Source organism: Microvirga calopogonii (assembly GCF_003347665.1).
Taxonomy (GTDB): Bacteria; Pseudomonadota; Alphaproteobacteria; order Rhizobiales; family Beijerinckiaceae; genus Microvirga; species Microvirga calopogonii.
In genome coordinates this window covers 1-20,390 of sequence record NZ_QDGA01000090.1, presented here as the reverse complement: position 1 = coordinate 20,390, position 20,390 = coordinate 1, and the positions used below count along the sequence as shown (strand labels likewise).

The following is a 20,390-nucleotide window of genomic DNA, read 5'->3' as shown; positions in this document are numbered from 1 at the left end:
CGCCTTCGGGGGTGACCCAGGTGATGTTCTGGTTCGGATCCTTGATGTCGCAGGTCTTGCAGTGGACGCAGTTCTGCGCGTTGATCTGGTAGCGCGGTCCGCCCTCGCCCTCGACCCACTCGTACACGCCCGCCGGGCAGTAGCGCTGCGAGGGGCCGCCATAGACCCCAAGCTCCGATGCCTTCTGCAGCCCCATGTCCTTCACCTTGAGGTGGGCCGGCTGGTCCTCCTCGTGGTTGGTGTTCGACAGGAACACCGAGGACAGCTTGTCAAAGGTCAGCACCCCGTCCGGCCGGTCGTACTTGATCGGCTTGACCTGATCGAGGGGCAGCAAGGTCTCGTAGTCGGGCTTGCCGTGCTTCATCGTGCCGAACGGCGACCAGCCGAAGATCTCGGTCAGCCACATGTCGAGCCCGCCGAGCGCCACGCCGGCCGCCGTGCCGTAGCGCGACCAGAGCGGCTTCACGTTGCGCACCCGCTTGAGGTCGTAGCCGATGGGCGAGGCGCGCCAGGATTCCTCGTAAGCCGCCACCTCGTCACGGGCGCGCCCGGCCTGCAGGGCGGCAAAGACGTGGTCGGCGCAGAGCATGCCCGACAGGATCGCGTTGTGGCTGCCCTTGATGCGCGGCACGTTCACGAAACCTGCCGAGTCGCCGACCAGGCAGCCGCCCGGGAAGGACAGGCGCGGCACCGACTGCCAGCCGCCCTCCATGATGGCCCGCGCCCCGTAGCCGATGCGCTTTCCGCCCTCGAACACGTCACGCACCATCGGGTGCGTCTTGAAGCGCTGGAACTCGTCGAACGGCGACAGGGTCGGGTTCTTGTAGTTCAGGTGCACCACGAAGCCGACGGACACCAGGTTGTCGTCGAAATGGTACAGCCAGGAGCCGCCGCCCGCGTTGTTCGGCAGCGGCCAGCCCATGGAATGGCGCACGAGGCCGGACCGGAAGTGCTCGGGCTTGACCTGCCACAGCTCCTTGATGCCGATGCCGTATTTCTGGTGATCCCGGCCCTGGTTCAGGCCGAAGCGCTCGATCATCTGCTTGGTCAGCGAGCCCCGCGCGCCTTCGCCGAAGATCGTGTACTTGGCGCGCAGCTCCATGCCGCGGGTGAAGTTGGCATTGGGCTCGCCGTCACGGCCTATACCTAAGTCGCCGGTGGCGACGCCCACCACCTTGCCGTCCTCGACCAGCACCTCGGCGGCCGGGAAGCCGGGATAGATCTCCACCCCCAGCTCCTCGGCCTTGCGGCCGAGATAGCGGGCGACGTTGCCGAGCGAGCCGACGAAGTTGCCATGGTTGTTCATGAGCTTGGGCATGAACACGTTGGGCAGCGTCACCCCGCCGGCGTGGCCGAGATACATGAACTCGTCGGCGGTGACTTGCGTCTTGAGCGGCCGGTCGGGATCATTGCGCCAGTCCGGCAGGAGCGCGTCGAGGCCGATAGGGTCGATCACCGCGCCGGAGAGGATATGGGCGCCGACCTCGGAGCCTTTTTCCACCACCACGACCGAGATGTCCGCGCCCTGCTCCAGCGCCTGCTGCTTGAGCCGGATCGCCGTCGCCAGGCCGGCAGGCCCTGCCCCCACGACGACGACGTCGAACTCCATCGATTCACGGGCAGGCAGATCGGACATCCTCACAACTCCTCAATCAGCGACGGCTGTCTCGCTTGTCAGACTTTCGCATGCGCATCGGCCTTGATGAGGTCAGCGCCCTTTTCGGCGACCATCAGAACGGCCGCTTGCGTGTTGGCGGACACCATAGTGGGCATGACCGACGCATCGACCACGCGGAGCCCTTCGAGCCCATAGACCTTCAAGCGCTCATCCACGACTGCCTGCGGGCCCTTGCCCATGCTGCAGGTGCCGATGGCGTGATAGATGGTCTGGCCATTGCGCCGGGCGAAATCGAGCCATTCGTCATCCGTGTTCACTTGGGGACCAGGATTCATCTCGTAGGCGCGGTACTTGTCCATGGCCGACTGCTCGACGATCTGCCGAGCGATCCGCATGCCACCAATAAGAGATGCCTGGTCGGTCCGCACGGAGAGGAAATTCGGCCGGATCGCAGGCGCAACGGTGGGATCCGGCGACTTGATGTGAATCGAACCCCGCGATTCCGGACGCAATTGCGTCACACCGATGGTCATGCCAGGCTCCCGGTCGAGCTTGCGCTCGCCCGCATTGGCGTAGCTCGCATGCATGAAGAAATACTGCACGTCCGGCGTTTCGAGTTCCGGCCGCGTTTTGACGAAGCCGTGAGCAAGGCCTGTGCCGAATGTCAGGATCCCCTTGCGCGTCAGGTAGTACTGCGCGACGGCCGCGCCCAAGCGCCAGCCTCGGGTCATCTCGTTGAGCGTGACGGGGAGTTTCACCCGCCAGTTCATGCGAGTGGCGAAGTGATCGATATAGTTGTTGCCCACGCCGGGGAGTTCATGCGCGACAAGAATCCCCGCAGCCGCGAGGGACTTCGGGTCGCCCACGCCTGACAGCTCCAACAGGTGCGGCGTCTGCACGGAACCGGCCGTGAGGATCACTTCCGCCCGCGCCCTCACCTGCTTCTCTTCGTTGCCGACCCGATATGTCACGCCGATGGCGCGCTTTCCCTCGAAGTTGATGCGCAGGACATGGGCATGGGTGCGGACCTCGAGATTCGGCCGCGACATGGCAGGACGCAGATAGGCATCCGCCGCGCTCCAGCGGCGCCCTTTGCGTTGGTTGACCTGATAATATCCGAAGCCTTCCTGATCGGCTCCGTTGTAATCGGGGTTCTTGGGATAGCCCGCCTGCTGCGCCGCCTCGATGAAGGCTTCCGAAATCTCCGGTCGCTCAGCGACGCGCACGACGCTGAGCGGTCCGCTTCCGCCGCGCAGCTCGTTCTCTCCGTCCTCGAAGGATTCGAGCTTCTTGAAATAGGGAAGGACGTCCTGAAAGCTCCAGCCGGTCGCGCCACGCTGCGCCCAGGTATCGTAATCCTGAGGTTGACCGCGAACGAAGATCATGCCGTTGATGAGCGTCGAGCCGCCCAGTCCTTTCCCGCGCGGCACCACGATGGTGCGATTGTAGACGTTCTCCTCCGGCTCGGTCTGAAAGCGCCAGTTATACTTCGCGTTTGTCAGAAGCTTGCTGAAACCGGCTGGGATCGAGATCCAGAATCCGTTGTCCGGACCGCCGGCCTCGAGCACTAGCACCTTGTATTGAGAGTTCTCGGTGAGACGGTTCGCCAGCACGCAGCCAGCCGTGCCGCCACCGACGATGATATAATCAAAATATTCCATGCGGTACGCTTTCAGGAATTCAGGCCCGCGAGATGCGGGCTCAATCAGGCAGAGAGCACTTTGCCGGGGTTGAGGAGCCCTTCCGGATCCAGCGCCCGCTTGAGCTTGCGGGTGATGTCCATCTCGACCGGAGAGCGGTACCTCGCCAGCTCTCCGACGCGATATTGTCCGATGCCATGCTCCGCCGAGATGCTGCCGCCGTAAGCGGCGACCACGTCGTGCACGATGCGGTTGATGACGTTCGCGTCGTGGCCGGCATCCACGAGCACGTTGTAATGGATGTTCCCGTCACCCAGGTGGCCGAAGGCATTCACCCTGGTGCCCGGCGCGCCGGCGGCCAGCGCCTCGCCGGCCTCCGCAAGGAAACAGGGAACCGAGGTGAGCGGCACGGACACGTCGTGCTTGACGCTCTTGCCTTCCCGCGCCTCGGATTCCGTGACGTGCTCGCGCAAGGCCCAAAGCTGCGCCGCCTGCGCACCCGACTCGGCAATCACGCCATCGAGCGCGATCACGTGCTCGAAAGCGGAGCCGAGCATCGTCTCCGCAGCCTCGCGCAGGCCCGCAAGGCTGGAAGCCGCCTCGATGAGCACGAACCACTCGCCCTCGGCAATCGGAGGCTTCAGTCCTGCATGCCTTGCGACGAGTCCCAGGGAGGTGCGTGAAATCAGCTCGAAAGCCGTGACCTGATCACCAAGCTCGTCCTGGGCGAGTTCCAGCAGCCGCAATGCGGCATCTGGATCGGGAACGGACAGGAGTGCCGTGACAGAGTGCTTCGGCCGTGGGAGAAGTCGCAGGACGGCTGCGGTGACGATCCCGAGGGTGCCCTCGCTGCCGATGAAGAGCTGCTTCCAGTCGTATCCGGCATTGTCCTTGCGCAGCCTGCGCAAACCGTTGGCGATGGTGCCGTCGGGCAGGACCACTTCGAGGCCCAGGACGAGGTTGCGGGTCATGCCATAGCGCAGGACGTTCACCCCACCCGCATTGGCGGCGACGACACCGCCGATGGTGGCGGAGCCCTCGGCCGCGAGACTGATGGGCAGCAGACGCCCGGCAGAGGAAGCCGCATCCTGAGCAACCTTCAGGATGCATCCGGCCTCGGCCTCGATGGTCATGCCGATAGGATCGACGTTGCGGATCGCTGCCATGCGGTTGAGGGACAACAGAACCTGCGTGCCGGAACTGTCCGGGACGGCGCCGCCTGCCAGTCCGGTGTTGCCGCCTTGGGGCACGACGGCAACGCCGGCCTCATGGCAGATCTGCACGATCTGCGCCACCTGCTCGGTCGAGGACGGGCGGACGACGCAGGCGGGCTTGCCGGGAAAGAGCTTGCGCCAATCCATCGCATAGGGCTCCTGGTCGGCCCAGTCGGTCATGACTCCAGCGGATCCGAGAATGCCCTTCAGGCGCTCCGTAACATCGGACGATGTGCTCATCTGACTGCCTCATTGAGAATTGCCCCGTCAACAGGCATGCCTTTGGCCGCCATGGCAAGGGCGAGGCCCTCGGCGACCTCACGGGTTCCCGCATAGGCCGCGCGCTCCAGAATCTTGGAAATGGTCGGGGACGCCTCCCGGCCGTGCACGCGCTGAACGGGCTGATCGAGCCAGTCCAGAAAGCGGCGCTGGATCTCGTCGGACAGCATGGTCCCATAAGAGGTTCCGATGGATCCCTGCTCCACGATGACCACGTTGTTGGTTCGTCGGATGCTGTCCCCGATGGTCTCCCAGTCGAGGGAGGCGCGGTCGAGGCTCCGCAGATCGATGACTTCAGCATCAACCCCGAGTCGCTCGACCGCTTCGAGGCTGCGCGTCACCATGGCCGAATAGGTCAACACCGTCAGGTCGCGGCCAGGCCGCACGACGCGGGCGCGGCCCAGAGGAATGACGTAATCGAGGTCATCCGCCGGCAGAGCGCCCATGGTCTGGTAGAGATCCACGTGTTCGATGACGAGGATCGGGTCGCGGGATTGCAGGGCCGCGTTCATGAGGCCCACATAATCGTGCGGCGTCGACGGAGCGACGATGCGCCATCCAGGCGAAGTGGCGAACACGCCAGCCGGATCGAGGGAGTGCTGCGAACCATATCCCGTACCCATGGCGATCTTCGTCCGCAGCACGAGCGGCATGTCCGCATCGCCGCCGAACATGTGACGCGCCTTGCCGATCTGGTTGAACACCTGATCTGCCGCCACCCACATGAAATCGGGATACATGAACTCGATGATCGGGCGGTAACGGCCGTCCATGGCGAGTCCGCCCGCAAGCCCCGTGAAAGCCGCCTCGCTGATCGGCGTTCCGAGAACGCGGCCCGGGAATGCATCCGCGAGCCCTCGGGTCGCGCCGTTGGTGCCACCCTTCAGGCGGTGAATGTCCTCGCCCATGACCACGAGGGAGGAATCGGTCTCGAAGCGCCGGTGCAGCACGTCCGCGATGGCGTCGACGAATTTCCGTTCACGAACGGGACCGTCATACGATACGCCTTCGACGATCCGGGCATTGCGCCAATCTGGCAGTTCGCCCCGAATGCCCACGTCGACGAACGCCGTGTCGGGCCACATGTCCGGGCGGATGCGCCGCGTATTGCCGTGGGGCTCGACAAGGCTCTCGGCCAGGCGAGTCATCACGGTCTTGCACCGGTCGCGCAGATCGGAAACATCCGCATCGGCGATGAGGCCGCGCCTCACCATTTCCCCGGTCGTGCGGTTGAGCGGATCGCGGGCGCGCCAGGACGCCTCCTCGTCCTTGCTTCGGTAGCCGAAGGCCGAGCCCGGCAAGGGTCCGTTCTGGTGAAAGAAGCGGTAGACCTCCGCCTCGATCAGCGCCGGTCCTTTGCCGTCGCGCAGCAGCGCCAGCGCTTCCTGGGTTGCGAGATGGACGGCGAGCGGGTCCATGCCGTCGACGCGCCAGGAGGGAATTCCGAAGCCGCACCCGCGTCCCGACAACCGGCCTTCGCGCGTGGCCTCATCGACACGGGTGGCGACCGCGTAAAGATTGTTCTCGACGAAGAACAGCATCGGCAACGACCAGGCAGCTGCGAGATTCATGGTCTCCAGCGCGGCGCCGATATTGATCGCGCCATCTCCGAAATACGTGACGGCAACGTCGCCGGTCGCCGCCATCTTGTGGGCCATGGCGGCACCGGCCGCAAGCGGCACGCCACCGCCCACGATGGCGTTGGTGCCAAGCGCACCGGCTTCCGCCCAGCGCAGATGCATGGAGCCGCCCCGTCCATGGCCGAAGCCGGGCTCGAGTCCCAGGATTTCCGCCAGGGTCCTGTGCAGCACCTGCTCGACCTCCGGCGAGAATTCCGCCTTCGGATCGAGACGGGGCGCCACATAGGCCAACGCCTTCGCGAGGAACTGATGATGGCCACGGTGCGAGCCGTTGACCTGATCGGTCACGCGCAGGCCGACGACCGACCCGACGGCGCCACCCTCCTGCCCGATGGACGAATGGGCCGGACCATGTACGAGCCCTTCGCCGGCGAGATCGAGAACCGTCTCCTCGAAGGCCCTGATAAGATGCAGCTGCGTGAGCATTTCGCCGAGCAGCACGGGATCGGCCGCATCCCAGTCCTCGCGGGTCGTACGCAGTTCGATCCAGGGAGCCGCTGTCTCCAGCCTTGTCCGCACAGGCATGGCAGTTCTCCTAAACGTAGCCGTATGCCGTCCAGCCGCCGTCCACGCCGACGATCTGGCCTGTCATGGGACCCGATGCATCAGACGCCAGGAACGTGGCGACCTCGGCCACTTCGTGAGTTTCGATGAGACGTCCGATGGGTGTGCGCTTCTCGAGCGCCCCGATATCGAGTCGTCCGCGCGCCTGCAGATCCTCGACGAAGGGCGTGCGGACGTAACCCGGCGCGATGGCGTTCACCCGGATGCCATGCTGCGCCCATTCCACGGCGAGCGCCTTCGTCATCGCGGAGACGCCGCTCTTGGAGACCACATAGCCCAGCCTCTCGGGAGCCGCGACCACACCATAGATGGAGGACGTGAGAATAATGCGCCCCTGCCCTCGCGGGATCATTCGGCGGCCTGCTTCCTGAACGGTCAGGAACACGCCGTCGAGGTTTACGCTCATCACGCGCCGCCAACCCTCGAGATCGAGGTCGAGGGTCGGGCAGTTCTGCGAGATGCCCGCATTGGCAAACACCACGTCCACGGGACCGAAAGACGATTCCGCCAGGTCGAAGGCAGCCTTCACGTCCGCGGGCTCGGTCACGCTGCCGGAGGCGACGACCACGTTCTCGAGATCGCGAACGGCCTCCGGCGCTTTCGGGTCCCGGTCCATGACGAGCACGCGCACACCGCGAGCGACGAACGTCCGAGTAAGCTCGAGGCCGATCCCGGATGCGCCGCCCGTGATGAGAACGCAGCGTCCTTCGAGGCTCACGGATGCATCTCCATGAACGCGGCCATCAGTTCGAGCTGGCAGGCGAGCATCGGCTGGCCTGGATGGGTCCGGCAGCCGCGCTTCTTCGCGGCAGCCAGGAGAGCGGTGATCTCCGGCTGCATGATGATCTCGGCGACGATCTGATCGGCCGAGAGACGATCCACGTCGAGCGGAAGCGGATCGCCGTCCTTCAATCCGAGGGACGTCGCGTTCACGACGATGTCGTGCCCTGTCGGATCAGGGGTCCCGATCTCGACTGGAACCGCCGGATAGTGCTTCGCAAGCCGTTGTTGCAGGTCTTGGGACTTGGCTCGCGTGCGATTGGCGATGGTGAGGCGCGACACTCCGGCCTCCGCCAACGCGAACGCAATGGCGTTGGCAGCGCCGCCGGCGCCGGACAGGTAGACGCTGCGTCCGCGTGGATCGATGCCGCCCTGGCGCAGGCCCGAGACGAAGCCCGCCCCGTCGAGCATTTCGCCCACGAGGCGGCCATCGGCCTCACGCCGTACGGTGTTTACCGCCCCGATGGCACGCGCGTGATCGCTGACTTCGTCGCAGAGATCCACGATGGCGGTCTTGTGCGGAACGGTGACCACGAACCCTTTCAAGTTTCGCATGGACCGGAGCCCCGTCACGAAGGTGTCGAGGTCGCTTGCTCTCACATGAAGCGGGATCATGACGCCGTCGACGCCCCGCTCATGCATCATCGCATTGAGGGCCTGAGGCGTCTTCACGTGGTGGATCGGGTCCGCCAGGATGCCCCAGATGGTCGTGTGGCCTGTAATCGCCGTCACCGCATCACCCGAGCGTGTAGGCGATCTTCACCGCCGTGTAGAACTCGCGCGCATAGGCGCCCTGCTCGCGGGGACCGTAGGACGAACCTTTCCGACCACCGAACGGCGTGTGATAGTCGACGCCCGCCGTCGGCAGGTTCACCATGACCATTCCGGCGCTGGAGCGCTTCTTGAAGTCGCCCGCATATTTGAGGGATGTGGTGCAGATGCCCGACGACAGGCCGAACTCCGTGTCGTTCGCGATGGAAACCGCCTCCTCATAATCGCGAACGCGGATGACCGTCGCGACGGGGCCGAAAATCTCCTCGCGGTTGACCCGCATGTCATTGCTGGTCTCGGTCAAGAGAGCCGGCGCCATGTAGTGGCCCGGCGTGCCGCGATCCAGGGCCTCGCCGCCGATCACGACTTTGGCGCCTTCCTTACGGCCGATATCGACGTAACCGATGTCCTGCTCGAGCTGCGAGCGGCTGACCACGGGTCCGATATCGGTGCCGGGCTTCAGAGCGTCGTCGACCTTGAGGCCCGCCATGCGCTCCTTCAGGGCCGCGACGAACCGGTCATGGATGCCCTCCTGCACGATCAGGCGTGAGGACGCGGTGCAGCGCTGGCCGGTGGAGAAGAACGCGCCGTTGACGGCGCACTCGACCGCGACCTTGAGGTCCGCATCGTCGAGCACGATGAGCGGGTTCTTGCCGCCCATCTCGAGCTGGATCTTGGCACCCCGCGCCACGAGATCGCCCGCGAGGCGGCGTCCCACCGGCACGGAGCCCGTGAAGCTCAAGGCCCGCACGAGCGGCGACCTGACGATGGCATTGCCAACCTGCGAGCCCGGACCCATCACCAGGTTGAACACGCCTACCGGAACGCCGGCCCGTGTGATGATCTCGGAAAGCGCCCAGGCGGAGCCGGGAACGAGATCCGCCGGCTTGAACACCACGGTGTTGCCATAGGCGAGCGCCGGAGCGATCTTCCAGGCCGGAATGGCAATCGGGAAGTTCCAGGGGGTGATCAGCCCCACCACGCCTTCCGGCTCGCGGACGATTTCCACATCGACGCCCGCCCTCACGGAAGCGAGACGGTCGCCGGTCAGCCGAAGGGCCTCGCCGGCAAAGAACTTGAAAACCCGTCCGGCCCGCACGACCTCGCCGATGCCTTCCGGCAGAGTCTTGCCCTCTTCGAGAGACAGGAGTCGCCCGAGTTCATCCTTGCGCGCCAGCAGTTCGGTGCCGACCCGATCGAGAATGTCGGACCGCACCTCCGGGCTCGATGCAGCCCAGGTGGGAAAGGCCGCGTGAGCGGCTGCAATAGCGGCTTCGGTCTGGGACGCATCCGCCGATGCGTATTCGCCCACGACGTCGTCAAGGTTGGACGGATTGATGTTCAGGTTCGTGGCGACGCCCTCGACCCACTCTCCGCCGATATAGTTCCGGTGCAGCATTGCCGTCTTGTCCGTTAAATTCCGAGATACGCGGTCTTGATGTGAGGATCGGCCAGGAGGCCGACGCCGGTGTTCTCCATGGCGATGCGCCCGTTCTCGATCACATAGGCCCGCTCGGCGATCTTGAGCGCGTGGAAGGCCTTCTGCTCCACGAGAAGCACCGTGGTACCCATCTGACAGATGCGGTCGACGATACCGAACATCTGCTGGACGATCAGCGGCGCGAGGCCGAGGGACGGCTCGTCGAGCATCAGCAGCTTCGGCGACGCCATGAGGCCGCGCGCAATCGCCACCATCTGCTGCTCGCCGCCGGACAGGGAGCCTGCCAGCTGATCGAGACGTTCCCTGACACGGGGGAAGATGTCGAGCACTTCCTCGAAGCGCTTCGCGGCGCCCTCCCGGACATTGGGGTGGTAGCAACCCATCATGACGTTGTCGCGCACGGTCATGACCGGGAAGAGCTGGCGCGCCTCCGGCACCATGATGAGCCCGCGCCCGACGATCTCGGAGGGATTGTGCCCGTCGATGCGCTCGCCGTTGAAGGTGATCTCGCCGCTCGTCGGCTTCACGAGCCCCGAGATGGTGCGCAGCAGCGTCGTCTTCCCGGCCCCGTTGGAGCCGATGATGGTAACGACCTCGCCACGGCCGATCTCGATCGAGATATCCTGAAGGATGACAGTGCGGCCGTAGCCCGCCGTGACGTTAGATACCTTGAGCATCGACGAAGTCCTCTCCGAGATAGGCCTCGATCACCCGCCTGTCTTTCACGACATCCTGCGGATCCCCTTGTGCGATCACGCGTCCGGAATCGATCACCACGATCCTGTCTGAGAGGCTCATGATTGCCTGCATGTTGTGTTCGATCGCGATGACCGTGACGCCGGTGTCGCGAATGGTGCGAATGAGGTTGACCATCTTCACCGTGTCGGACTGGCTCTGACCCGCCATCACCTCGTCGAGGAGAAGGATCGAAGGCTCCGTCGCGAGCGTCCGGGCGACCTCGAGGCGCTTCAATCCGCCGATGGGCAGGTTGCGGGCCTCCACGTCCTTGATGTCCTCGAGGCCCACCAGCCGGGCGACCCGGAGGGCCGCCGCGCGGGCATCGTCCACCTTGGGATGGCGCATGAAGGCGCCGACCATGATGTTCTCGAGAACGGTGAGCTTGCCGAAGGGCTGCACGATCTGGAACGTGCGGCCGACGCCGAGCCGGGCGAATTCGTCCGCCGAGGCTGGGCTCGTCATCTGGCCATCGCCGCTCACGATGCGGACGGTACCGGATGTCGGCTTGAGGAAGCCCGAGATCTGGCTGAAGAGGGTCGTCTTGCCGGCGCCGTTGGGGCCGATGATGCCGAGGATTTCGCCGCGGCGAAGGGTGATGGAGACGTTGTCGGTCGCGGTCAGGCCGCCGAACTTCATCACGAGGTTCTTCGCTTGGAGGATCGGCTGACCCGGCTCGCCCGAGATCGGACGCTGCGCGGGAGCCGCATAGTCGTCGTCACGACGGCCGCCGCCCGGCAGGCGGTCGATCCACTGGCTGACGCGCGCACCGAAGGTTCCGACGAGACCGCCCGGCAGGGTCAGGGTGATGATCACCAGCACGGTGCCGTACACGAAGCCATGAAGGCCGTTCGCGGATGCGCCGAGCCAGCCGCGGGCGAGTTCCGCAATCGGGACCACCAGCACGGTGCCGAGCAGCGGGCCGAAGACCGTTCCGAGGCCGCCGATCAGCGAGAACATGGCGATCTCGATGGAGGTAGCGAGCGAGAACATCGTCGCCGGTTCGAGGAACGTCATGTACATGGCATGGAAGGAGCCCACGAGCGAGGTCAGCGCCGCCGAAACGATCACGGCCTTCAGCTTGACCCCGGTGTTATTGATGCCGGCCGCCAGGGCCGCATCTTCACGCTCGCGCACGGCCGTCAGATAGAAGCCGAGGCGGGAGTTGCGGATGGACCAGGAGACGACCAGCGTCAGCACGAGCAGCCCGAACGCGATGTAGAGGTAGTTGAACTTGTCCTCGAAGATCATCCACGCCCAGCCGAGGTTGAGCGGGACGATAAGGCCGGCAGCGCCGCCGGTCAGGCCGGTGAAGTGGATCGACAGCAGGCGCACCACTTCCAGGAACGCGATGGTCGCGAGCGAGAAGAACGGGCCGCGCAGGCGGAAGCACGGATAGCCGATGCCGATGCCCACCACGGCGGACAACGCGGCGCCGGCCCACATTCCGATCCAGGGGCTGATGCCGAAATGCTGGATCAGGAGAGCGGTCGTGTAGCCGCCAATGCCGTAGAACACGGTGTGGCCCAGCGAGAGCTGTCCCGCATAGCCGCCGACGATGTTCCAGGCGGTCGAGAGAGCCGCGAAGACGCAGATCGTCACGAAGACGTGCACGACGAAAGGCGAGTCGACGAGCGCCGGCACGATGAGGAGGAGGGAGAGCGCGATCAGCGCGCAATAGACCCGCGGGTTCGTCAGGCGGGACAGAAGGCCCGTGCTCTGCTGACCGGTCGCAGGTGGCGCAATGACTTTGGCGGTCATGATGTCACTCCGTGCCGCGGCCGAAGCCGAACAGGCCGGTCGGCTTGAAGATCAGGATGAGGATGAAGATGGCGAAATAGACCACTTCCTTGAGGTCGGGAGCGATGTAGTAGCCCGAGAGGCTGTCCACGATGCCGATGATCATGGCGCCCACGAAGGCCCCGTAGATGCTGCGCATGCCGCCCAGCACCACGACCACGAAGGCGGTCAGCACGAAGTAGGTGCCGATGGTCGGCGTCACGGGATAAAGCGGGATCAGGAGCGCGCTCGCGAGACCTACGCAGGCAGCGCCGAGACCGAAGGTGATGACGTAGACCCGGTCGACCCGAACGCCCATGAGGAGCGCCGCGTTGCGGTTCTGGGCAGTCGCGCGGATGGCGCGCCCCAGTGCCGTCGTCTGCATGAAGAAATGCAAACCTGCCACGAGGACGAACGCGCAAACGAACATGATGAGCTGGCCGACCAGCAGGGTGTGTCCGCCGAATGCGATGGACTGGCGGGCGCCCGGCACGGTCAGCGAATAGAGGTCGGCGCCGAAGATCAGGAGGGCGAGGTTCACGAGGGCCGTGGACAGACCGACGGTCGCGAAGATCTGGATGTGCTCATCGGCTCCGAGAAGCGGCTGGATGATGAAGCGCTGCACCAGCGCACCCAGCACGAAGAGCAGGATGACGACCGGAACGATCGACACATATGGGTTGAGGCCGAAATGCGTTCCCAGAAGATAGACGGCATACATGCCGACCATCAGGAACTCGCCGTGAGCGAAATTGACGACCCGGACGATCCCGAAAATCAGGGTGAGGCCGACGCTGATGATGGCATACATGCTGCCGAGCAGAATGCCATTGAGGATGAGTTGTACGAGAACGTCCATCCAGAAACTCCGGGACGCAAGCAGGAATGGTCAGGGGATGAAAAGGCGGTCTCCGAGGAACGCTTCCGCTCCCGGAGACCGCAGGTCGGACGGAGGTCAGTTCGAACCGACGCCGGTCTTCAGCTTGGCGACGGCAGCCTCAGCGGGGAACACGGTCACGAGCTCGCCGCCCTGCCACTGCATGAGGAACGGGCTGACGCGGGTGTTCTGGCCCTTCTCGTCGAACTTCACGCCCCAGCCGGTGGCGGTCTTGCCGACCGGCACGTCGACCTTCAGAAGGGTTTCGCGGATAGAGTCGGCCTTCAGGTCCTTGGAGGCGGTCATTGCGTCGAGGAAGACGTTGGCGCCCATGTAGTTGGTGAGGCTGTGGCCGGAGCGCGGCGGAATGCCGTACTTGGACTGATACTTCTTCACGAACTCGTCGATGCCGGGAGCGGCCTGCGAATTCGTGCGGTATTGCGGGAAGTCGACGTTGAGAGCGCCTTCGATGTTCTCGTTGCCGACGGCCTGTGCGGTATCGCGGGTCGAATAGCCGCCGCCCGCGCCGATCACGGCCTTGGGCTTGAAGCCCTGGTCCTTCATCTGACGGAAGAACAGAACCGTGTCGTTCTGGTAGGAGGTCTGCAGCACCACGTCCACGCCCGCGGACTTGAGACGCAGGATGACCGGCGTCAGGTCCACCGACTTCGCCGAATAGGGCAGCGTCTCGACGAGGTTCAGGCCCTTCTCCTTGGCGCGTGCCTGCTGGAAGCCGGATACGGTCTGGCCGTAGAGCGAATCCTCATGGATGATGCCGATCTTGAGGCTCTTGGGATCCAGGTTGAGCGCCGGCGCAACGGCCTCGATCACCGAGTCGACCATCCGGTTCGCGAAGTCCTTGGAGGTCGGGTTGGTGCGGAACACGTATTTCAGGCCGCGCTCAGTGATCGGATCGGAAATCGCTCCGAGCTCGAAATACGGAACGCCTGCAAGCTGGGCGACCTGCGTGGCCGCAATGGCCAGCGACGAGGAATAGGTGCCGAAGATCGCGGAAACTTTTTCCACCGACGTCAGACGGCGCGCCTCGCCGACAGCCTGGTTGGGATCGACCGCATCGCCGCGCACGAGCTCGATCTTCTTGCCGTTCAGTCCACCAGCGGCGTTGCGCTCCTCGACGGCGATCTCGAGACCGCGGAAGCTTTCGTCCCCCAGAAGGGCGAGGCCGCCCGAGAACGGGTACAGCGCGCCAACCTTCACGGCCTGCTGAGCAGAAGCCTGAGTTGCTCCCAGGGCCAAGCCGGTGGCAAGGGCCACCTTCCAAATCAACTTCATCGTTTCCTCCTGAGGTCCCTTCCATCGGGACCGCGTTCCGAGCAGCGCCGCGCGGCACATTCCGACCGGCACCTTTGTGATCCGGCGGGCAGATTTATGCAGATAACCAAGTTGCCTGACAAGTAGAAAGTTGCTAATCCTAAGGTCGAGCATGACGGCCGGGTCAACCGGCTGCAAACAGCGCTCCCCCCGCAGGAGGAAATTTTTGCAATGACGATCCCCGAGACAATGCGTCAGGTCCGTTTCGACGGAGCCGGCGGACCCGAGGTCATTCGCCTGGAGACCGCGCCCCTCCCTCAGCCCGGCCCCGGGCAGGTCCTGATCGAGGTCGCGGCCGCGGGCGTGAATCGCCCGGACTGCCTGCAGCGCGCCGGAGGTTACCCCCCTCCTCCCGGAGCGACCGATATTCCGGGGCTCGAAATCTCCGGGCGCATCGTCGCCGTCGGGAACGACGTCGGTCATCTAAAGGTGGGCGATCAGGTCTGCGCCCTGGTGGCAAGCGGCGGCTATGCGGAATATTGCGTGGCCGATGCGCCTCTCTGCCTGCCGATCCCGGCTCCCCTGTCGCTGCTGGAAGCGGCCGGCATTCCCGAGACCTATTTCACGGTCTACGACAACGTCTTCACGCGCGGCCACCTGAAAGCGGGCGAAACGCTGCTGGTCCATGGCGGATCGAGCGGAATTGGCTCAACCGCAATCCAGCTCGCGAAGCAATTCGGCGCGACCGTCTATGCGACCGCCGGTTCGCCTGACAAATGCGACTTCTGCCGCTCACTTGGCGCGGATGTGGCCATTGATTACCGGGCGAGCGACTTCGTCGAGGAAGTTCGCAGGCTCACGGACGGAAAGGGCGTGGACGTCGTTCTCGACATGGTCGGCGGCCCCTATATCGCGCGCAACATCTCGATCTTGGCCCTCGAAGGCCGCCTCGTTCAGATCGCCTTCCTGCAGGCGAGCAGGGTCGACATCGACTTCATGCCCGTGATGCTGCGCCGTCTGACGATCACGGGCTCGACGCTGCGCCCGCGCTCCGTCGAGCTCAAATCCGAGATCGCCGAATCTCTGCGCCAAGACGTGTGGCCCCTCCTCGAAAAGGGAGCTGTCAGGCCCGTAATTCATGCCACCTTCCCGCTCGAACAGGCACGCGAAGCCCATCAGCTGATGGAATCGAGCGCGCACCAGGGCAAGATCATGCTGGAGATCCGCAAGTGAGTTCACATGTCGGGCGCGTTGCCCTGATCACCGGCGCGGGACGCGGCATCGGACGCGCCATCGCGGATGCCCACTCGGCCGCCGGCGCCCGCGTCGCCTATGTGGATCATGACCTGACCCTTGCCGAAGAGGCCGCAGCCGCGGCCCGCGAAAAAGGGTACAAGGTGATTGCCCTCGCGGCCGACGTCGCGGATGAGAACGCGGTCGCCCTCGCCTGCCGCAAGGCCGCCGAGGCATTAGGCACCATCGAAATCCTGGTCAACAATGCGGGCATTTCGCCGAAGTCCGGCGCGGATGGAAAACGCGCGCAGGCCTGGGAGATGAGCCCTGCTGAATGGCGTCGCGTCCTCGACGTGAACCTGACTGGGGCGTTCAACTGCATGCAGGCGGTCGTGCCGGGCATGCGCGAACTCGGTCGCGGCCGAATCGTCAGCCTCTCGTCCGTGGCCGGCAAGACCTATTGCGACATCGTGGGCGTACACTACGCGGCCTCGAAGGCGGCCCTCATCGGGTTCACGAAGCATCTGGCCGGCGAACTCGGTCCCTACGGGATCACCATCAACGCCGTCGCGCCGGGACGAATCGACACGCCGCTCGTGCGGGGAACGGCACCCGAGGCCAATGAGGCCGCTCGTCTCGCCACGCCGCTGCGGCGTCTCGGGAGCCCGGAGGACGTGGCGAATACATGCCTGTTCCTGACCTCCGACGGAGCGGCCTTTGTGACTGGTCAGGTCTGCGACGTGGCCGGCGGCTGGCTTCTCACCTGAGGAACGGATTAGCGGAACCATGTTCGACTTTTCCGGCAAAACCCTGTTCCTCACCGGCGCGAGCGGCAGCATCAGCCGTGCGATCGCAAAGGTCTTCCATTCTCTTGGGGCCAATTGCGTCCTGACCGATCTCGACGAATCCGGCGTCGCCGCGCTCGCGCGCGAACTCGACCCTTCAGGCGGACGCGTCGTCGGTCTGCGGCACGATGCGTCCGTGTCCGCGGACGCGGATCGCTGCCTTGGGGACGCCAAGGAGCGATTCGGCGCGGTCGACTTCGTCGTCACGGGCGCGGGAATCTACCGCGACCAGATGGTCCACGACATGACGGACGAGCAGTGGCGTCAGTCCATCGATGTCAATCTGTCGGGCGTGTTCTACACCTGCCGCGCGGCCATCCCTGTCCTGCGGGACGGCGGCGCCATCGTGAACATCGCGTCGATGGCAGGTCATCGGGGCAGCTACATGCATTCGCATTATGCCGCGGCCAAGGGCGCAGTGCTGACCTTCTCCCGGTCGCTTGCGCTGGAACTCGCCCCACGGGTGCGCGTCAATGCGGTATCGCCCGGCTTGATCGAGGGCCCGATGGTGCAGCCGCTGCTCGCGGCTCGCCCCGGGCTTATTGATCAGACACCGCTGAAGCGTCTCGGCACGGCGGAGGAAGTCGCCCATCTCGTCACCTTCCTGTGCTCGGATTGGGCGAGCTTCATCACGGGCGAGAGTGTGCACGTGAACGGCGGACTCTACATAGGCAGTTGAGGTTCAATGGCTCCCGGGAGCCAAGGCAAGGAACAACCTCCCATGGCACGACATTCACGCGGCATCATCGATCGGGGTCCCTCGTTGGCCGACACCGTCGCGGTGCGCCTGCGGGACGAAATCGTATCGGGGCGCCTGCGCCCTGGCGAGAAGCTGCCGACCGAGCAGCAGATCTCCGAAACCTACGGCGTCAGCCGCCCGACGGTGCGTGAAGCCATCGGCCGGTTGAAGCATGACGGGCTCGTCACCACGCGACAGGGCGCGGGAGCTTTCGTGGAGGATCCAGGCGCCGTATCGGTCTTTCGTCTCGATATTGCGGATTTCACGAACCGGGAGGAGATCCGTAATATCGTCGAACTGCTGATGGCCTTCGAGGCGAGCGCGACCGAGCACGCGGCCGCGCGCCGGTCGGACGAGGACCTGAAAGCCATTCAGGTCCAGCTCGATGCCATGCAGCAGGCCATCGACCGGGGCGAATCCGGTGTTGACGAGGATCTCGCCTTCCATCGGACTATCGTGGAAGCGGCTCGGAACCCGGTCTTACGCGACATGTCGGACTTCCTCGACCGGCGCGTGCGCACCTTCATCCGCACAGCCAGGGCCAACACGGCCCGGTTGGAGGGCCTGACGCAGGCCGTGCAGGCCGAGCACCAGGCGATCTTCGGCGCCATCGTCAATCGCGATGCGGCGGGTGCCCGGCACGCGGCCGAGACCCACCTCAAGAACGCGGCGCAGCGGCTGGCGCTTTATCTGGAGCCGTAACCGCTCGCTCATCCTTTCAATTACCCATAGATCTGCGCTCTGATCCTGGCGCCGAGTTCGACGTCCATCAGCCGCGATAGTCCTCTCCACATGACGGTGTTGCCCGGGGAAGATCATGCCTGCGCGCGAGATAGCCGCCCATGCAAACGATCTTGGTCAGGTAATGAGAGGGATCCGTCGCAAACGTTTTGTTTCGGAGTTTCAGCCAATCCTCCCCGGGCTCAAGGATGGAGGGTGGTGTGTTTAAGGGGCACCGTTGCAGTAACTTGAAAACGGCATAACGGACCCAGTTTAACGGGCCGCTCAGGCAGNGCTTGCCATCCCCGCTTGTTGTGATGACCGCGGCGGATCATGCGCATGACTTCAAAACCCGTCAGAGTTGCGGCGGCGGTTTTCATGCTCTGGAAGCCGCGTGTCGGCCGGATCACGCGCTTGAGCGCGCCATGATCCGCCTCAAGGATGTTATTCAGATATTTCGAGGTGCGGTGTACCACATCGTTCGGCAGAAGCCCTTCGTTCTGCAGGCGCAGGATAGCCTTGGGGGCACCGTCAAGTTATCGGAGAAGGGTGCACTGACTGTCGTTTGAGGAAGGATCAGGCGATAGTCACGGCTCCGGTTACCTCAGCCCAGGTCTGAAACGCCCGAGCGCGGGCACGGCGATGATCGGCGGCATTGGTGTTGGCAGGACGACGGAAGAGGTTTGCCACCTGATCATGGACTGAGAGGAAGCGTTGCGCCTGCCCGGCTGACTTGAAGCGCTTCATGATGCGCTCCCGTCGTCGGGTCGGCTGATGCGAGTTCTCCGCGCGATTGTTTAAGCCCTTGCTGTCGATGCTCAACACTCGGCATCACGGCCCTTTTTGCAGCGGCATAACTGGCCAGTTTATCGGTGATCATCACGCGGGGCGCTATCCCCTGCTTCTTCAGCAGCTTGCGCAACAGCCGCTTGGCTGCTTTGGCATTGCGGCGGCTCTGGACTAGGATGTCGAGCACGACTCCATGTTGGTCGACAGCTCGCCACAGCCAGTGCTTCTTGCCGGCGATGCTGATCGCAACCTCATCAAGATGCCATTTGTCTCCGGATGCGGGCAGACCTCGGCGGATCCGGTTGGCAAGGCACCGTCAACTCAACGCTTTTACTTGCCCTTCCCGCTGCTTCGATCCGGAGCAGGCCACGCAGACTCAAGAGCTTAGACCCGTCCCGGAAGAGCTGAGAGCAGCGGAAAACCGCCTTTACTCAGTTCAATTGACGGTGCCCTCATCACGCGTGGGGTCTCAAGGAGCGATGTTTATGTCCGTCACGGGGCTTGGTTGCGCCAAGACCCTATGGCAGAAACGCCCGATTGCACCGACTACAGGAATGGGGTTGATGACACGTGGCGAACGGATGTGACCGGCGCGAGCCGGTTGTCGACACGCCGGCTACGGAAGCGCAGGAGCTGGATTCTCGTTTCACGTCTGAGGATCGGGAGGACGAGGCCGTGGCGCGCCGGCGAGCCTCTCAAACCGGCGATGACGGGCCTCGCCATCCCAAGAAGGCCCAGCGCACAAGCGGCGGCTCGTTCTTCAGCAAGGTGGTTTATGCCGGGCTCGGGCTCTGCCTGTGCGGCGTCGTCGGCTTGGGCGGCATCGTCGCCTACTACGCCTCGCAGCTACCTCCGATCGATCAACTCACCGTGCCGAAACGGCCCCCGAACATCGCCATCCTGGCGAGCGACGGCTCGTTTCTCGCCAACCGCGGCGAAACGGGTGGCCGCGAGGTCTCCCTGCAGGAGCTGCCACCCTACCTGCCCAAGGCCTTCGTGGCGATCGAGGACCGGCGCTTCTACGACCATTGGGGCATCGATCCCGTCGGCATTGCCCGCGCGGTCTACCGCAACCTGGCCCATAAGGGCGGCCTGCAGGGCGGCTCGACCCTGACCCAGCAGCTCGCCAAGAACCTCTTCCTGACCCAGGAGCGCACCGCCTCGCGCAAGATCCAGGAGGCGATCCTGGCGCTCTGGCTCGAGCGCAACTACTCGAAGGACCAGATCCTCGAACTCTATCTCAACCGGGTCTATTTCGGCGCCGGCGCCTACGGCGTCGAGGCCGCCTCCCAGCGTTATTACGGCAAATCGGCCCGCAACATCTCGCTCTCGGAAGCGGCCGTGCTGGCGGGCTTGGTCCAGTCGCCCTCGCGTCTTGCGCCCAACCGCAATCCCGAGCGCGCGCAGGCCCGTGCGGAGCTGGTGATCGCGGCCATGAACGAGCTCGGCTTCAT

At 64.5% G+C, this 20,390-nt stretch carries 17 protein-coding genes and 1 pseudogene; 5 read left to right on the top strand and 13 right to left on the bottom strand.

What is annotated here, in order from left to right; translation table 11 throughout:
- The 11 genes from DDF70_RS29650 to DDF70_RS29600 form a co-directional block, all read right to left on the bottom strand.
- On the bottom strand, window positions 1–1,636 hold a 1,636-nt coding region (locus DDF70_RS29650; RefSeq protein WP_162820339.1), incomplete at its 3' end, for an electron transfer flavoprotein-ubiquinone oxidoreductase.
- Between the two features lie 38 nt (window positions 1,637–1,674).
- Entirely contained in the window at window positions 1,675–3,279 is a 1,605-nt protein-coding gene (locus DDF70_RS29645) for a GMC family oxidoreductase (protein WP_114948290.1), read from the bottom strand.
- 44 nt (window positions 3,280–3,323) lie between these two features.
- Window positions 3,324–4,712, bottom strand: a complete 1,389-nt coding sequence (locus DDF70_RS29640) for an FAD-binding oxidoreductase (RefSeq protein WP_114948289.1) — start codon at window positions 4,710–4,712, stop codon at window positions 3,324–3,326.
- Window positions 4,709–6,916 (bottom strand): alpha-ketoacid dehydrogenase subunit alpha/beta, encoded by a 2,208-nt coding sequence (locus DDF70_RS29635; RefSeq protein ID WP_114948288.1) that lies wholly within the window; start codon window positions 6,914–6,916, stop codon window positions 4,709–4,711. Before DDF70_RS29635 ends, DDF70_RS29640 begins: the two co-directional genes overlap by 4 nt.
- Window positions 6,917–6,926: 10 nt before the next feature.
- Complete coding sequence (locus DDF70_RS29630; protein ID WP_114948287.1) at window positions 6,927–7,673, bottom strand: SDR family NAD(P)-dependent oxidoreductase; 747 nt, start codon at window positions 7,671–7,673, stop codon at window positions 6,927–6,929.
- Complete coding sequence (locus DDF70_RS29625) at window positions 7,670–8,467, bottom strand: shikimate dehydrogenase family protein (RefSeq protein WP_114948286.1); 798 nt, start codon at window positions 8,465–8,467, stop codon at window positions 7,670–7,672. Before DDF70_RS29625 ends, DDF70_RS29630 begins: the two co-directional genes overlap by 4 nt.
- 4 nt (window positions 8,468–8,471) lie before the next feature.
- On the bottom strand, window positions 8,472–9,905 hold the full coding sequence (locus tag DDF70_RS29620; protein WP_114948285.1) for an aldehyde dehydrogenase family protein: 1,434 nt from the start codon (window positions 9,903–9,905) through the stop codon (window positions 8,472–8,474).
- Between the two features lie 14 nt (window positions 9,906–9,919).
- A complete protein-coding gene (locus DDF70_RS29615; protein WP_114948284.1) occupies window positions 9,920–10,624 on the bottom strand; it encodes an ABC transporter ATP-binding protein in 705 nt (234 codons plus the stop codon).
- Window positions 10,608–12,443, bottom strand: a complete 1,836-nt coding sequence (locus tag DDF70_RS29610) for a branched-chain amino acid ABC transporter ATP-binding protein/permease (protein ID WP_114948283.1) — start codon at window positions 12,441–12,443, stop codon at window positions 10,608–10,610. The genes DDF70_RS29615 and DDF70_RS29610 overlap by 17 nt, the downstream gene beginning before the upstream one ends.
- A 4-nt stretch (window positions 12,444–12,447) precedes the next feature.
- Entirely contained in the window at window positions 12,448–13,320 is an 873-nt protein-coding gene (locus DDF70_RS29605) for a branched-chain amino acid ABC transporter permease (RefSeq protein WP_114948282.1), read from the bottom strand.
- A 96-nt stretch (window positions 13,321–13,416) separates the two neighbouring features.
- Window positions 13,417–14,631 carry an ABC transporter substrate-binding protein gene (locus DDF70_RS29600; protein ID WP_114948281.1) on the bottom strand — a complete coding sequence of 405 codons (1,215 nt, stop codon included), beginning with the start codon at window positions 14,629–14,631 and terminating at the stop codon, window positions 13,417–13,419.
- Between the two features lie 210 nt (window positions 14,632–14,841).
- Between DDF70_RS29600 and DDF70_RS29595 the strand changes: the two genes are divergently transcribed.
- From DDF70_RS29595 to DDF70_RS29580, 4 genes are read left to right on the top strand one after another with little or no spacing between them, the layout of a single operon-like run.
- Complete coding sequence (locus tag DDF70_RS29595) at window positions 14,842–15,843, top strand: NAD(P)H-quinone oxidoreductase (protein WP_114948280.1); 1,002 nt, start codon at window positions 14,842–14,844, stop codon at window positions 15,841–15,843.
- A complete protein-coding gene (locus tag DDF70_RS29590) occupies window positions 15,840–16,610 on the top strand; it encodes an SDR family oxidoreductase (protein ID WP_114948279.1) in 771 nt (256 codons plus the stop codon). Before DDF70_RS29595 ends, DDF70_RS29590 begins: the two co-directional genes overlap by 4 nt.
- A 19-nt stretch (window positions 16,611–16,629) precedes the next feature.
- A complete protein-coding gene (locus DDF70_RS29585; protein ID WP_114948278.1) occupies window positions 16,630–17,367 on the top strand; it encodes an SDR family NAD(P)-dependent oxidoreductase in 738 nt (245 codons plus the stop codon).
- Window positions 17,368–17,409: 42 nt separating this feature from the next.
- The gene (locus DDF70_RS29580; RefSeq protein ID WP_114948277.1) at window positions 17,410–18,129 is read left to right on the top strand and encodes a FadR/GntR family transcriptional regulator; all 720 of its coding nucleotides are present in this window, start codon (window positions 17,410–17,412) and stop codon (window positions 18,127–18,129) included.
- A gap of 312 nt (window positions 18,130–18,441) precedes the next feature.
- On the opposite strand, the gene DDF70_RS29575 is transcribed toward DDF70_RS29580, so the two are convergent.
- On the bottom strand, window positions 18,442–18,659 hold a 218-nt coding region (locus DDF70_RS29575; protein WP_425374132.1), incomplete at its 3' end, for a DDE-type integrase/transposase/recombinase.
- Between the two features lie 64 nt (window positions 18,660–18,723).
- Window positions 18,724–19,243, bottom strand: a pseudogene (locus DDF70_RS29570) (IS6 family transposase); the annotation flags it as partial.
- A 263-nt stretch (window positions 19,244–19,506) separates the two neighbouring features.
- On the opposite strand from DDF70_RS29570, the gene DDF70_RS29565 reads away from it, so the two are divergent.
- Window positions 19,507–20,390, top strand: an 884-nt coding sequence (locus tag DDF70_RS29565) for a transglycosylase domain-containing protein (protein ID WP_425374131.1), incomplete at its 3' end; no start/stop codon positions are given.